Genomic DNA, 14,744 nt, shown 5'->3' with positions numbered 1-14,744 from the left:
AGGTCTCCTCAATAGCGGTCGACCGTAAGGGCATCGACGCGGTCATATTCGGCGTGCGTTCCGATGAACTTCACGAACGCGATGTTGGCGGTGAACTTGAACGCGACGATCAGGCGATAGCTGCCGCCGCAAATCTCGAACCGCACTCGCTCGCCGTTCAGAACCTTCGCTTTCGGATAGCTCTTCATCACGTCATCCATGCAGGTCCACCGGCATGCCTTCACCGTCCGGAACCACTCCTTGAGAGGCTGCTCCGTTTCCGGATGCCGTTCCCAGAAGCCGGTCAGAGTGGCGCGCTTGATGACGTTCATGCCCTCAAGCTTACAGCGTTCCCATTTAGGGAACAACTCTGTCCAATCGCACGGACGACAGGAATATTTCACCGCGACGCTTCAGCTTGACCACGGTCAAGGGGTGCGCGCGCAACCCATGACAAGGTGGCGCCACAATCGATCTCCCGATTGCATCATCAATTGCTGATGATCCTCTTTCGTACTGTAACTCTGCGCCCGGAGGCCCCCGCCTCCGGGCGCATTTTTTTTGGCCAAAAGCCGCCTCAGTCCGCCCGCCGTCCCGCCACCGCCAGTGTCAGCCGGCCGACGTTCGGCCCCTCCCGCAGAAGGCGCCGGCCGCCCACTTCGATCCGGCGATAGGCCGGGCCGGCCATCAGAAGGCAGGCGGTGACCATCGCCACCAGCAGCGCCATCGACCAGCCGCCGGGCAACGCCTTGCGGTCGTAGATGCCGAGACCCAGCCCGAGCACCCTTGTGGTGGCATATTCGACGAAGCCATGGATCAGGTAGAGCGAATAGGACACGTCGCCCAACCACACCAGCGGCCGGACATTCAAGGCGCCCGCGGCACGGCCCCGGTTGGCGACCGCCGCCAGGATCAGCAGGGCGAACAGCGGCACCGCCATCAGGTCCGGTCCGCCGCTGTGCAGAAGCAGCAGGATCGCGAGAACGATTCCGGCCATCGTCAGGTCACTCGACAGCAGCGACGCGGCAAGCCCGCTGCGGAAGGCGCTGTAGAGCAGCGTGCCCAGCAGGAATTCCGGCAGGCAGCGCAGCAGCGTCTGCGGCCCGTCCCACTGGTTCAGATTGTCCTGCGTCGCCCAGGCCAGCAGGCAGAGCGTCGCCAACGCACCGGCCGCCATCAGGGCCTGCGTCCGGCCGTTGGACCGCCAAACCCAGGGCAGCGCGAAGGGGAAGACCAGATAGGCCATGCATTCCAGGCTGATCGACCATGCCGGATAATTCCAGCTCAGCACGCTGGCATAGAGGCCCTGGAGCATGAACAGGTTGGCGACCAGGGCCCAGATCGATTCCGCGCCTTTCAGCGGGATCGCCGGGAAACTGCCGGTGGCGGCGTACTCCACCGTGCGGACGGCCAGCGCCGTCGCCACGAAAAGCAGCAGGACCGCCAGATGCAGCGGGTAGAGACGGGCGATGCGTGCCCTCAGGAAGCTCCAGTATTTGTCGCCGACCGACCGGCTGAAGGTGTCGTGATAGACATGGGTCAGCACGAAGCCGCTGAGCATGAAGAACAGGTCGACGGCCAGATAGCCCTTCTGCACCAGATGCGTGTAGCTGTCCGGGTGCAGGTTGGGGAAATACTGGAAGCTGTAATGGTACAGCACCACCCACAGGGCCGCGATACCGCGCAACGGGGTCAGGGAGTGCAGGTGACGGGGTTGGGTCTGCGTGCTCATGGCGCAGGCTCCGGCCGGTCAGGCCGATGGGACCCGTCCCGTTGGCATGCCGCCGGACGCGGCCATCGGCCGCTCAACCGTCAATACCGCACCCAGGTTCCCGCCGAGATCCTTCGAAATCACGTCGCCCTCCAGCCGTTGCACCGCGCACGCCTGCCTGTTCGCAGGCGAAAAAGCGGCCCTATCGCGGATTAACGGCGGAGGTGAGGATTGGTTTCGTCGCTGGCTGTTACAGAATAGGGACCATCACAGGAAGAAGACCAGCGTGGTCAGGCCCAGCAACGGTACGAGAATGCCGCAGGACCATGCCATGTAGCCGAAGAAGCTGGGCATGGCGACGCCGCGTTCCTCGGCGATCGCCTTGACCATGAAGTTGGGGGCATTGCCGATATAGCTGTTGGCGCCCATGAAGACCGCACCGGCGGAGATCGCGGTCAGCGTCAGCGACAGGTCGGTCATCAGCGGCTGCGCCTCGCCGCCGGCGGTGTTGAAGAAGATCAGGTAGGTGGGGGCGTTGTCGAGGAAGCTGGACAGGATGCCGGTCGCCCAGAAATAGGCGGCCGGGTTGGGTTTCCCGCCCTCGTTCACCGCGGAGATGATGGCGCCCAGCGCGCCGTCGGTGCCGGCCTTCAGGATGGCGATGGCCGGGATGATCGTCAGGAAGATGGCGGCGAACAGCTTCGCCACCTCCAGGATCGGGCCCCAGCTGAAGCCGTTCAGGCGGCGGCTCTGCTTGCTGGTCAGCGCCAGCGACAGGCCGGTGATGCCCAGCAGCAGCAGGTTCGACACGATGGTCTCCAACTGCACCGTCACATGGTACAGCGTGACTCCCACGCCGGGATGCCAGACGCCGCTCAGCAGAACCGCACCGATGATGGCGACCAGCAGCAGCAGATTGACGCTGCCCTCGATGCGGATCGGTTCGCGCTCGTGAACGCCCTCGATCAGCGGATGCTTGCCGGGGTCGCGGGTGTGCAGGACGAGGTCCAGCACGAAATAGATCACCAGCAGCAGGCCAGCCAGGAACGACATCGGCGCCAACAGATGGACAGTCGGCCAGAAGAAATCGACGCCCTTCAGGAAACCGAGGAACAGCGGCGGGTCACCCAGCGGCGTCAGCGATCCGCCGACATTCGACACCAGGAAGATGAAGAAGACGATGGTGTGGACCCGGTAGCGCCGGTGTTCGTTCGCCCGCAGCAGCGGCCGGATCAGCAGCATCGAGGCGCCGGTGGTGCCCATCAGGCTTGCCAGCACCGTGCCGAGCGCCAGCCCGACCGTGTTGGCCGCCGGGGTCCCCACCAGCGCCCCGGTCAGCCGCACGCCGCCCGCCACCGTGAACAGCGCGGTCAGCAGCACGATGAAGGGGATGTATTCCAGCAGGACCGTGTGCAGCAGCTCGTAGGTCGCGAGGTCCAAACCGAAGGTCGCGGCGAAGGGCACCAGGAAGGCCAGCGCCCAGGCCGCCGAAATCTTGCCGAAGTGATGGTGCCAGACCATCGGCGCCAGCAGCGGGAACAGCGCGATCGACAGCAGGATTCCGGCGAAGGGGACCACCCACGCGGCACTCAGCAGCCGCCCGTCCAGATGCGGCACGCCGCCATGGGCAACCTCCGCCGCCACCTCCGCCGCCTGGACTCCGTGCGTGCTCAGCAGCACGCCGCCGACGGCGAGCGCCGCGCCGAGGGCGGCCGGAAGGAGGGATGGGCGGCGTTGGTGCGTGGGGGAATTGATCATCGGTCCGGATGGTAGGCTGACGAAAGGAACGGGAGTATGCGGATTGACGCAGCGTAAGCCAAGCCGGAAGGGGCGTTGACCACACGAACTTTCGTAGGCGGGGGCGGTCCCGGCCTACGGACAGGCCCGCATCGCCATGGGTTGATCCTTCACGCCGATCCAGCCCGACAGCGGCCGGCAGTCCGTACCCGCGCACAGCCGATGCTCGCCGGTGAAGTTTGAGGCCGCCAGCGTTACGCTGTCCTGCAGCGGCAGGTCGGGCGTCCAGACCATCCAGCCGTCGCCGGTCAACCGGGCGTCGGGGCCGGGTTCCATCCCGGCGCCGGTGCCGCGGATGCGGGCCTCGCTCGGGCGCAGCCGGCCGGCCTCGACCGCCCAGCTCTCCCGCCACTCCGTCTTCTCGATGGAGTGGGTCCAGGACAGGATGAACTGCGTCCCCGGCAGCGACGCCAGCAGCGCGCCGCCGAGGGCGAACAGGCAGAGACCGGCCACGGACTACGAGACGGCGGCCGCAGCCGGTATGCTGCGGCGCCGGTGTTGCCACAGCAGGAACAAGCCGGTCATGACGAAGGCGGCCTCGTCGGTCAGCGGCAAGGCGACCACGAACAGGAAGGCTGTCAAAGCGGCATAGACCCGGGCGACCAGCGGCAGCGGTGTCCAGAAAAAGCCGATGGTTGCGGCTCCCCACAGGGCGATGGCGACGCAGGCCTTGACGAACACATAGGCCACCGCCAACCAACTCCCGGTCTGCATGACCAGAGCCGGGTCGTAGACAGCCATGAAGGGCACGACATAGCCCGCCATCGCCACCCTCGTCGCAATCCAGCCGATATCCATGTGATCGGCCTTGCAGATCGACGAGGCCGCCAGGGCCGCCAGGGCCACCGGCGGGGTCAGGTCGGCCATGATGCCGAAATAGAAGACGAACATGTGGCTGACCATCAGCGGCACGCCCATGGTCAGCAGGGCCGGCGCGGCGATCGACGCGGTGATGATGTAGTTGGCGGTGGTCGGCAAGCCGGTTCCCAGCACGATGCAGGCGATCATGGTCAGCACCAGCGCCGCCAGCAGGTTGCCGCCCGACCAGTCGACGATGGTGGAGGCGAAGCTGGAGGCGAGGCCGGTCAGCGTCATCATGCCGATCAGCACACCGACGAGCGCGCAGGCGACGCCGACCCCAACGGCGTTCTTGGCGCCGTCGGCAATGCTGTTCACCACCAGCTTGAGCGTCTCCCGGCCGCCCTTGAACATCAGGCACGGGATGATGAGCAGAACGACCATGGTGAAGGCCAGATGCTCGGTCCGGAAACCCAGCTTCCACAGGCCGGCCGCCACCAGCCCGACCGCCACCCAAAAGGCGACCCGCAGGGCCATGGGACCGATTTTGCCGACGATAGACGTGCCCAGGATCAGCGCCGCCGTCGCCGCGATGCCGATCACGCCGGCAAACAGGGGCGTGAAACCCGAAAACAGCAGATAGACCAGTGCCGCCAACGGCATGATCAGGTACCAGCCCTCCACCACGGCGCGAAGCGCGCTGGGGCACTGGTCCTTCGGCAGGCCGACGAGGTTGCGCATGCCCGCCTCCAGATGGACCATCCAGAAGGCGCTGCCGAAATAGAGGATCGCTGGGATTGCGGCGGCGATCGCCACCTCGCTGTAGGGCACGCCGATGGTTTCAGCCATGATGAAGGCCGCGGCTCCCATCACCGGCGGCATCAGCTGCCCGCCCATGCTGGCGGTGGCCTCCACCGCGCCGGCGAAGGCCGGGCGATAGCCGAACCGCATCATCAGTGGAATGGTGAACTGGCCGGTGGTCAGGACGTTGGCGACGCCCGACCCGTTGATGGTGCCCATCAGGCCGGAGGAGATCACCGCCACCTTCGCCGGCCCGCCCTTGGCATGACCGACGAGACCGAGCGACACGTCGTTGAACAGCTTGATCATGCCGGCGCGCTCCAGGAAGGCGCCGAACAGGATGAACAGGAAGATGTAGCTGGCCGACACGAAGGTCGGAGTGCCGTAAATCCCCTCGGTCGACAGATACAGGTTGTCGATCACCTGGTCGATGTCATAGCCGCGGTGGGCAAGACCGAAGGGAAGATGGCGGCCGAACAGGGCATAAGGAATGAAGATGCCGCACATGATCGGCAACGCCAGTCCCATGATCCGCCGGGCGCCCTCGAACACCAGCGCGATCGCGATGGTGCCGACGATCAGGTCGGTGGTGTTGGGGTCGCCCGCCCGCTGGATCAGGTCGACCTCGAACACATAATGGTAGAGACCGACGCCGAAGGCGGTCAGGCCCAGCAGCCAGTCGTACCAGGGAACCCGCCTGCGTTCCGCCGTCTGGCGGAAGCCGAACAGGGTGAAGGTCATCAGCAGGAGGAATCCGACATGGACCGCCCGCACCACCATGGTGGACACCGGGTTGAAGGCGGCGGTCCAGATCTGGAAGGCGGAGAAGGCGACCGCGATGGCGAAGACCGCCCGCCCGTCGAATCCTTCGAAAGCGGCGACCGTGGACGGATTTTCCCGGTCGATGGCCTGGCGGATCTCGGACTCCGCCTGTTTCTTCTGTGCGCTCACTACGGCTTCTCCGCCAATTCCTTTCTTAAATAAGGCCCGTTTCTTACATCAGCCCCTTTTCCTTGTAGTACTTGACGGCGCCGGGGTGGAACGGCACCGGAGACTGGGTGGCGGTCTTGTCGAGCTTGATCTGCTTGGCGGCGACATGGGCGGCGGCCAGCGCGTCCAGATTCTCGAACAGCGTCTTGGTCATCGCATAGGCGGCGTCGTCCGACACCCCGGAATGGCTGACCAGCAGGTTGCGGACCGCGGCGGTCGGCACATCGGCATCCTGGCCGGGATAGGTGCCGGCCGGGATCGTCTCGGTGATGTAGGCGGCGTCGCCGACCTTCTGCACCACGTCGGCCGGGATGCTGACGACGGTGATCTCCTGCGACGACGACAGATCCTTGATCGCCGCCACGCCGAGGCCGGCGGAAATCAGCGTCGCATCCAATTGGCGGTTCTTGATGAGATCGACCGATTCGCCGAAGGGCAGATATTCGGTCTTGGCGAAATCCTTGTAGGCCAGGCCGGCGGCGTTGAAGATGGCGCGCGCGTTCAGCTCCGTCCCCGACTTCGGCGCGCCGACCGACACCCGCTTGCCCTTCAGGTCGGCCAGCGTCTTAATGCCCGAATCCTTACTGGCGACGACCTGGATGTAGTTGGGATAGATGGCGGCGATGGTCCGCAGCTTGTCCAGCTTCTGCTTGAAGCCGACCTCCTCGTTGCCCTTCCAGGCATCGCTCAGCGAATCACCGAGCGTGAAGCCGATCTCGCCACGGCCGGCCTGCAGCAGGTTCAGGTTTTCCACAGACGCCTTGGTCGCCTGCGCCGTCACCTTGGCCCCCGGCAGCGCCTTGCCGTACACGTTCGACAGCGCCACGCCGAGCGGATAATAGACCCCGCTGGTGCCGCCGGTCAGAACGGTGATGAAGGTCTCCGCCTTGGCCGGCAGGGCGGCGAGTCCAAGGCTGACGCCAAGGCCGGCGGCCGTGCACAGGGCCAGAAGGTGACGCTTCACGGATGGGCGATTCATAGCGGCTCTCCCCATTATCGTTGCTGCGCCCGGATCGTTGCCGGGCGGATTTGTTTGCACACCCATAGCCATGGGCAGCCCCAACCCACTGTAACGCGCCACAAAATTGCGCGCCAGTACGTACAATCCGACATAATGACCGTTCACATGCCATTCTTTCGGCCAAGGCATGCACAGGCTCCTTGACCTCGACGGGCAGACACCCCCTATCCTTGTGGCGGAAGACCGCCGGCCGAAGCGGACACCGGTATAGCCCTGGGCCTGCCCCCGGCCGGCGGCGCGTCGAACGACAGTGAACAGTCCCAACTGCACGCCATACGACTGCAAGCCAGACTTCAGCCAGCGGGAGGAAAACCGATGTCCTGTACCGTATCGATGACCGTCAATGGCAAGACGGTCTCGCGCGAGGTGGAGGAGCGAACCCTGCTCGTCGCCTTCCTGCGCGAGCATCTCGGCCTGACGGGCACCCATGTCGGCTGCGACACCAGCCAGTGCGGCGCCTGCGTCGTCCATGTCGACGGCCGATCGGTGAAGTCCTGCACCGCGCTGGCCGTCCAGGCCAACGGGGCGGAGGTGACGACGATCGAGGGGCTGGCGGCGGCCGACGGCACGCTGCACCCGATGCAGGCCGCCTTCCGCGAGCATCACGGCCTGCAGTGCGGCTTCTGCACGCCGGGCATGGTGATGAGCGCGGTCGATCTGGTCCGCGAGAACCCGAATCCGACCGAGGCCGAGATCCGCGAGGGGCTGGAGGGCAACATCTGCCGCTGCACCGGCTATCACAACATCGTCAAGGCGGTGAAGGCGGGTGCCGAGGCGATGGCGGGAGCGCAAGCGGCGCCGGTCGCGGCCGAATAAGGGCGATAAGCCCAGCAAGAAGCAGGCATTTCCGCATCTTCAGCGTTCCTGTGGGAGGAAACACGAGATGGCGAACCCCAATGGCATCGGCGCCTCGGTGCGCCGGCGCGAAGACCAGCGCTTTCTGACCGGCCGCGGCAACTACACAGACGATTTCAAGCGCCCGAACATGACCCATGCGGTGCATGTGCGCTCCCCCTATGCCCATGCCCGCATCCTGGGCATCGACTTCGCCGACGCGGCAGCGATGCCGGGCGTGGTCGCCGTGCTGACCGGGGCCGACATGGAGGCCGACAAGGTCGGCAGCCTGCCCTGCGGCTGGCAGATCCACTCCAAGGACGGCTCGCCGATGAAGGAGCCGCCGCATTATCCGCTGGCGCGCGACCGCGTGCGCTATGTCGGCGACGCGGTGGCGGTGGTGATCGCCGAAACCCGCGAGCAGGCGCGCGACGCCGCCGAGATGGTGGTGGTCGATTACGAGGAACTGCCGGCGGTGGGTTCCTCCACCCGCGCCATCGACGGCGGCGCGCCGCTGGTCCATGACGATGCGCCGGGCAATGTCTGCTACGACTGGCATCTGGGCGATCAGGCCGCAGTGGACGCCGCCTTCGCCAACGCCGCCCATGTCGCCAAGATCGATCTGGTCAACCAGCGTCTGGTCCCGAACGCGATGGAACCGCGGGCGGCAATGGGCGAATACGACCAGTCGACCGGTGAATACACCCTGACCACCACCAGCCAGAACCCGCACGTCACGCGCCTGCTGATGGGCGCCTTCGTGCTGGGCATTCCAGAGCACAAGCTGCGGGTGGTGGCGCCGGACGTCGGCGGCGGTTTCGGGTCGAAGATCTTCCATTACGGCGAGGAGGCCGTCGTCACCTGGGCGGCGCGCAAGGTTGGCCGGCCGGTGAAATGGACCGCCGACCGCTCCGAAAGCTTCCTGACCGACGCGCATGGCCGCGACCATGTCAGCCATGCCGAGCTGGCGATGGACGCCGACGGCAATTTCCTGGCGCTGCGCGTCTCGACGCTGGCCAATCTCGGCGCCTATCTGTCGACCTTCGCGCCGTCGATCCCGACCTATCTCTACGCCACCCTGCTGGCCGGCCAGTACAAGACCCCGGCGATCTATGCCGAGGTCAAGGCGGTCTTCACCAACACCGCGCCAGTGGACGCCTATCGCGGCGCCGGCCGGCCGGAGGCCTGCTATCTGATCGAACGGATTGTCGATGTCGCCGCCGGCGTGATGGGCATGGACAAGACCGAAATCCGCCGCCGCAACTTCGTTCCGAAGGAGGCGATGCCCTACCAGACACCGGTGGCATTGCAATACGACACCGGCGATTTCGCCAAGAACCTGGACATCGCCCTGCCGCTGGTCGACTACCCCGGCTTCCAGCAGCGCCGGGCCGAATCGAAGGCGCGGGGCAAGCTGCGCGGCATCGGATTCGCCACCTACATCGAGGCCTGCGGCATCGCCCCCAGCAATGTCGCCGGTGCGCTCGGTGCTCGCGCAGGACTTTATGAATGCGCGGAAGTCCGTTTCCATCCAACGGGTTCGGTGACGGTCTTCACCGGATCTCACAGCCACGGCCAGGGCCATGAGACCACCTTCGCCCAGATCGTGGCGGAGCGCTTCGGCATCCCGATCGAGAATGTCGAAATCGTCCACGGCGACACCAACAAGATCCCCTTCGGCATGGGCACCTACGGCTCGCGGTCCCTCGCGGTCGGCGGCTCGGCCTTGGTGAAGGCGATGGACAAGGTGGAACGCAAGGCGAAGAAGATCGCCGCCCACATGCTGGAGGCCGCCGAGACCGACATCGAGGTCAAGGAGGGCCGCTTCACCGTCGCCGGCACCGACAAGAGCCTGGGCATCGGCGACATCGCCCTGCAGGCTTATGTCCCCCACAATTTCCCGCTGGACGAGCTGGAGCCGGGGCTGGACGAACAGGCCTTCTACGATCCGAAGAACTTCACCTATCCCAACGGCTGCCATGTCTGCGAGGTGGAGATCGACCCCGACACCGGCGTCACCACCATCGTCAGCTTCGCCGCGGTGGATGACTTCGGCAACGTCATCAACCCGCTGATCGTCGAGGGGCAGGTGCATGGCGGCCTTGTCCAGGGCATCGGGCAGGCGCTGTACGAGAACTGCGTCTATGACGAGGAATCGGGCCAGCTCGTTACCGGCTCCTACATGGACTATTGCATGCCGCGGGCGGACGATGTCCCATCCTTCACCGTGCGCTATCATGAGGACCAGCCCTGCACCCACAACCCGCTGGGCGTGAAGGGCTGTGGCGAGGCCGGGACCATCGGTGCCGCCGCCGCCGTAATGAACGCGGTGGTGGACGCGCTGTCGGACTATGGCGTCACCCACATGGACATGCCGGCGACGCCGGAGAAGGTCTGGCGGACCATCCGCGACGCTGCTCCCGCCATGGCGGCGGAATAAGACGGCCGAAGAAGAAGGAGGCTAGAGAATGTACGCGTTCACGTACCAACGGCCGACATCGCTTGCCGACGCGGCGGCCGCCATCCAGGCGGAAGACGCCAAGCTGCTCGGTGGCGGCCAGACCCTGCTGCCGACGCTGAAGCAGCGCCTCGCCCGGCCGACCGACCTGATCGACCTCGGCGCCATTCCGGAACTGAAGGGCATCCGCGAGGCGGACGGCGGGCTGGAGATCGGCGCCTTCACCCGCCATGCGGAGGTCGCCCACTCCGACCTCGTCAAGCGGGTGATCCCGTCGCTGGCCAGCCTTGCCGAGGGCATCGGCGACCGGCAGGTCCGCAACATGGGCACGATGGGCGGCTCTATCGCCAACGCCGACCCGTCGGCCGACTATCCGTCGGCGGTGGTGGCGCTGAAGGCGACGGTCACCACCGACCGCCGCACCATCGCCGGCGACGATTTCTTCACCGGCATGTTCGAAACCGCGCTGGAGCCGGGCGAGATCGTCAAGTCGGTGCGCTTCTCCCGTCCCGACAAGGCGGCCTACGCCAAGTTCCGCAACCCGGCCAGCCGCTACGCCATCGTCGGTGTCTTCGTCGCGAGGTTCGGTGCCGAGGTGCGGGTGGCGGTGACCGGTGCCGCCGGCTCGGTCTTCCGCGCCGAGGCGTTCGAAAGCGCGCTCGCCGCCGACTTCCGGGCGGAGGCGCTGAACGGCCTGTCTGTGGAGGCCGACGGCCTGAACGCCGACATCCACGCCAGCGCCGACTACCGCGCCCACCTCGTCACCGTGATGGCGAAGCGGGCGGTCGAAGCGGCGGGGTGATTTGGCTCCCTCTCCCGCCCCGGGAGAGGGAAGGGGCCCGCCGCGAAGCGGTGGGAAGGGTGAGGGGTAGTGCAAGAAACCATGCGCTCTTGGATTCTTGCCTTACCCCTCACCCTCCCCACCTTCGGTGGGTCCCCTCCCTCTCCCGGGGCGGGAGAGGGCGTTTCTTGTCCATCTTCAAGGCCCTCTATGACCACCCCCCTCCCCGCCACCGTCGATGACACGCTGGCGCTTCTCACCCGCGGCTCTTACGTCGCGGACCGTTCGCTGGCGACCGCGTTGTTCCTGGCACTGAAGCTGAAGCGTCCGCTGTTCCTCGAAGGAGAGGCCGGTGTCGGCAAGACCGAGATCGCCAAGGTCCTGTCGGCGACGCTCGGGCGCAAGTTGCTGCGGCTGCAATGCTATGAGGGGCTGGACGCGTCGTCCGCCGTCTATGAATGGAACTATGCCCGCCAGATGATGGAAATTCGGCTGGCCGAGGCTTCCGGAGGGCAGGACCGCGAATCCCTGGCATCCGACCTGTTTTCCGAGCGCTTCCTGGTCAAGCGCCCGCTGCTGCAGGCATTGGAACCGGACCTTGCCGGGCCGCCGGTGCTGCTGATCGACGAACTGGACCGCACCGACGAACCGTTCGAGGCCTACCTGCTGGAGATTCTGTCGGATTATCAGGTCTCGATCCCGGAATTCGGCACCGTCCATGCGCCAGAGCCGCCCATCGTCATCCTCACCTCCAACCGCACGCGCGAGATTCACGACGCGCTGAAGCGGCGCTGCTTCTACCATTGGGTTGATTACCCCAGCGCTGCGCGCGAGCGGGAGATCCTGGCGGTCAAGGCGCCGCAGGCCGACGCGCGGCTGGCCGCCCAGGTGGTCGGCTTCGTCCAGAATTTGCGCGGCATGGACCTCTACAAGGCACCGGGCGTGGCGGAGACGCTCGATTGGGCGCAAGCGCTGGTGGAGTTGAACCAGTTGGAACTGGAGCCCTCCGTCATCAACGACACGCTGGGCACGCTGCTGAAATACCAGGACGACATCGCCCGCATCCAGGGCAGCGAGGCGGCGCGCATCCTGACCCAGGTCAAGACCGAGCTGGCCGCCACCACCGCGCGCTGAGGCCGCCATGACGGACGACGCGCCGGCCGGCCGACTCACCCTCAACCTGATGCATTTCGCCCGCGCGCTGCGCGCCGCCGGCCTGCCGGTTGGGCCCGGCAAGGTGTTGCAGGCAGTGGAGGCGGTGGAGGCGGTCGGCCTGACCAACCGCACCGATTTCTATTGGGCGCTGCACGCCATCTTCGTGAACCGTCACGACCAGAGCGAGCTGTTCGACCAGGCCTTCCACGTCTTCTGGCGCAATCCCGACATCCTGAAGAAGATGATGTCGCTGATGCTGCCGAGGGTGCGGACGGAGGCGCCGCCCGACCAGCCGGAGATGGCGCAGCGCCTTGCCGAGGCCCTGCACGGCAGCGGCGCCGAACAGGAGGAGCCGGACAAGACCGAGATCGAGGTCGACGCCTCCTTTACCGTTTCCGCCGCCGAACGGCTGCAGGACAAGGATTTCGAGAAGATGACGGGGGAGGAGATGGCGCAGGCCAAGCGCCTGCTGTCCCGCCTCGCCCTGCCGCTGGCCGAGGTCACGACGCGGCGCTACCGGTCCGACCCGACGGGGCCGCGCGTCGATCCGCGCGCCACGCTGCGGCGGATGCTGCGCACCGGCGGCGACCTGTCGGACCTTGCCCGCAAGCGCCGCCGCACCCGGCCGCCGCCGCTGGTGGTGCTGTGCGACATCTCCGGCTCGATGACCCGCTATTCGCGGATGCTGCTGCATTTCATGCATGCGGTGACCAACGACCGCGACCGGGTCTACAGCTTCGTCTTCGGCACGCGGCTGACCAACATCACCCGCCACTTGCGGCACAAGGACGTCGATGTGGCTCTGGACGCCGTGTCGGGGGCGGTCGCGGACTGGTCCGGCGGCACGCGGATCGGCACCGCACTGCACGCCTTCAACCGGACGTGGGCGCGGCGAGTGCTGGGCCAGGGTGCCGTGGTGCTTCTCATTACCGACGGGCTGGACAGGGATGCAGGGGAAGGGCTTGCGGCAGAGGCCGATCGGTTGCACAAAAGCTGTCGGCGGCTCGTCTGGCTGAATCCTTTGTTGCGCTGGGAAGGCTTCGCGCCGAAATCCTCGGGCATCCGGGCGCTGCTGCCGCATGTGGACGATTTTCTTGCGGCCCACAGCCTGAACAGCCTCGCGGATCTGGCCGGTGTCCTGTCGGCCGATGGTCCGCGTCGGAGCCCGGGCTTGCGCCGCTGGTTGAAGGAGGCGGCGGGATGAACGACACCCTGATGGCGGACAACATCGTGGAGCAAGCGGCCGCATGGCGCGCCGCCGGCCGCAGGGTGGCCCTGGCGACCGTCGTGTCGACCTGGGGCTCCTCGCCGCGGCCGGTCGGCAGCCAGATGGCGGTCGATGACCGCGGGTCGATGGCCGGGTCCGTGTCCGGCGGCTGCATCGAGAGCGCCGTGGCGCACGAGGCCGCCAAATCGATGGAGGACGGCGAACCGCGCCTGCTGTCCTTCGGCATCACCAACGAAATGGCCTGGGAAGTCGGGCTGGCCTGCGGCGGGCAGGTGCAGGTCTATGTCGAGGCCGTGGAATGAAACGCGATATTCTGGACCGGCTGCTCGCGGCGAAGGCCGCAGCGATCCCAGCCGCCCTGGTGACCGATCTCAACACCGGCCTCCAGACCCTGGTTTACGAGGACACCGTCCATGGCGGCTTCGGGCTTGAGTCCGACCTGCTGGACGAGGTGCGCCGGCGCATCCGCCAGGACCGCTCCGGCCTGCTGGTCGATCCGCAGGACGAGGACGGCTTCCGCCTGTTCGTGCATGTCCACAATCCGGCGATGCGGTTGCTGATCGTCGGCGCCGTGCACATCGCCCAGGCGCTGGCCCCGGTGGCGGCGCTGACCGGCTATGACGTGACGGTGATCGACCCGCGGGGCGCCTTCGCGACCGAGGCGCGCTTCCCCGGCGTCAAGCTGAACCACCTGTGGCCGGACGAGGCGCTGGCGGAGCTGAAGCCCGACGCCCGCACCGCCGTGGTCACCCTGACGCACGACCCCAAGCTGGACGACCCGGCGCTGGTGGCGGCGCTGCGCTCTCCCGCCTTCTATGTCGGCGCGCTGGGCAGCAAGCGCACCCACGCCCTGCGCCTGGACCGCCTGCGCGACGAGGGGCTGAGCGAGGCCGAGGTGAAGTGCATCCGCGGCCCGGTCGGGCTCTCGATCGGCGCCGTCACCCCGGCGGAGATCGCGATCGCGATCATGGGGCAGATCACCTGCGTACGGCGGGGGGAGAACCATCCCTGCTGAGTGGTCGCTCGGTTGCCCCCACCCTGACCCTCCCCCGCTGGGCGGGGGAGGGGATTGGACTTTTGTCGGCGTTCGGCGGCAGTCCCTCCCCGCCCAGCGGGGGAGGTTAGGTGGGGGCATTCGAAGCTGACACCTCCCCGTCCCAGCGCCTCACCCACCCCATACCTTCCGCCCAT

The 14,744-nt window shown here is 66.6% G+C and carries 13 protein-coding genes; 7 read left to right on the top strand and 6 right to left on the bottom strand.

Features of this window, described 5'->3' with window-relative positions; all coding sequences use genetic code 11:
- Window positions 1-8 precede the first annotated feature (8 nt).
- The 6 genes from ACCD06_RS02830 to ACCD06_RS02805 all read right to left on the bottom strand — a co-directional run bounded on the left by ACCD06_RS02830 (window position 9) and on the right by ACCD06_RS02805 (window position 7,055).
- Window positions 9-311 carry a type II toxin-antitoxin system HigB family toxin gene (locus ACCD06_RS02830; RefSeq protein ID WP_136703440.1) on the bottom strand — a complete coding sequence of 101 codons (303 nt, stop codon included), beginning with the start codon at window positions 309-311 and terminating at the stop codon, window positions 9-11.
- 245 nt (window positions 312-556) lie between these two features.
- Window positions 557-1,711: an acyltransferase family protein gene (locus ACCD06_RS02825; protein WP_413338629.1), complete on the bottom strand. Its 1,155-nt coding sequence runs from the start codon at window positions 1,709-1,711 to the stop codon at window positions 557-559.
- A 246-nt stretch (window positions 1,712-1,957) separates the two neighbouring features.
- A complete protein-coding gene (locus tag ACCD06_RS02820; RefSeq protein WP_413338627.1) occupies window positions 1,958-3,448 on the bottom strand; it encodes a sodium:proton antiporter in 1,491 nt (496 codons plus the stop codon).
- 114 nt (window positions 3,449-3,562) lie between these two features.
- Window positions 3,563-3,940, bottom strand: a complete 378-nt coding sequence (locus tag ACCD06_RS02815; protein WP_413338625.1) for a DUF1850 domain-containing protein — start codon at window positions 3,938-3,940, stop codon at window positions 3,563-3,565.
- Window positions 3,941-3,943: 3 nt separating this feature from the next.
- A complete protein-coding gene (locus tag ACCD06_RS02810) occupies window positions 3,944-6,037 on the bottom strand; it encodes a TRAP transporter permease (protein WP_413338623.1) in 2,094 nt (697 codons plus the stop codon).
- A 43-nt stretch (window positions 6,038-6,080) separates the two neighbouring features.
- Window positions 6,081-7,055, bottom strand: coding sequence for a TAXI family TRAP transporter solute-binding subunit (locus tag ACCD06_RS02805; RefSeq protein WP_413338621.1), 975 nt, complete (start codon window positions 7,053-7,055; stop codon window positions 6,081-6,083).
- 357 nt (window positions 7,056-7,412) lie between these two features.
- Here ACCD06_RS02805 and ACCD06_RS02800 point away from each other — a divergent pair, with 357 nt between their 5' ends.
- The 7 genes from ACCD06_RS02800 to ACCD06_RS02770 all read left to right on the top strand — a co-directional run bounded on the left by ACCD06_RS02800 (window position 7,413) and on the right by ACCD06_RS02770 (window position 14,568).
- Complete coding sequence (locus ACCD06_RS02800; protein WP_413338619.1) at window positions 7,413-7,913, top strand: (2Fe-2S)-binding protein; 501 nt, start codon at window positions 7,413-7,415, stop codon at window positions 7,911-7,913.
- Between the two features lie 67 nt (window positions 7,914-7,980).
- Window positions 7,981-10,371 (top strand): xanthine dehydrogenase family protein molybdopterin-binding subunit, encoded by a 2,391-nt coding sequence (locus ACCD06_RS02795; protein ID WP_413338617.1) that lies wholly within the window; start codon window positions 7,981-7,983, stop codon window positions 10,369-10,371.
- A 28-nt stretch (window positions 10,372-10,399) separates the two neighbouring features.
- The gene (locus ACCD06_RS02790) at window positions 10,400-11,191 is read left to right on the top strand and encodes an FAD binding domain-containing protein (protein WP_413338615.1); all 792 of its coding nucleotides are present in this window, start codon (window positions 10,400-10,402) and stop codon (window positions 11,189-11,191) included.
- Window positions 11,192-11,380: 189 nt separating this feature from the next.
- Window positions 11,381-12,304 carry an AAA family ATPase gene (locus tag ACCD06_RS02785; RefSeq protein ID WP_413338613.1) on the top strand — a complete coding sequence of 308 codons (924 nt, stop codon included), beginning with the start codon at window positions 11,381-11,383 and terminating at the stop codon, window positions 12,302-12,304.
- Window positions 12,305-12,311: 7 nt separating this feature from the next.
- Complete coding sequence (locus tag ACCD06_RS02780) at window positions 12,312-13,529, top strand: vWA domain-containing protein (protein ID WP_413338611.1); 1,218 nt, start codon at window positions 12,312-12,314, stop codon at window positions 13,527-13,529.
- Window positions 13,526-13,855 carry an XdhC family protein gene (locus ACCD06_RS02775; protein ID WP_109155379.1) on the top strand — a complete coding sequence of 110 codons (330 nt, stop codon included), beginning with the start codon at window positions 13,526-13,528 and terminating at the stop codon, window positions 13,853-13,855. The genes ACCD06_RS02780 and ACCD06_RS02775 overlap by 4 nt, the downstream gene beginning before the upstream one ends.
- Window positions 13,852-14,568, top strand: a complete 717-nt coding sequence (locus tag ACCD06_RS02770; protein WP_413338609.1) for an XdhC family protein — start codon at window positions 13,852-13,854, stop codon at window positions 14,566-14,568. The genes ACCD06_RS02775 and ACCD06_RS02770 overlap by 4 nt, the downstream gene beginning before the upstream one ends.
- Window positions 14,569-14,744 lie beyond the last annotated feature (176 nt).

The sequence above is a fragment of the Azospirillum sp. CT11-132 genome, assembly GCF_047302835.1.
Taxonomy (GTDB): Bacteria; Pseudomonadota; Alphaproteobacteria; order Azospirillales; family Azospirillaceae; genus Azospirillum.
Note: the sequence above shows the minus strand (reverse complement) of the source record. Positions and strands in the feature narration are given on the sequence as shown.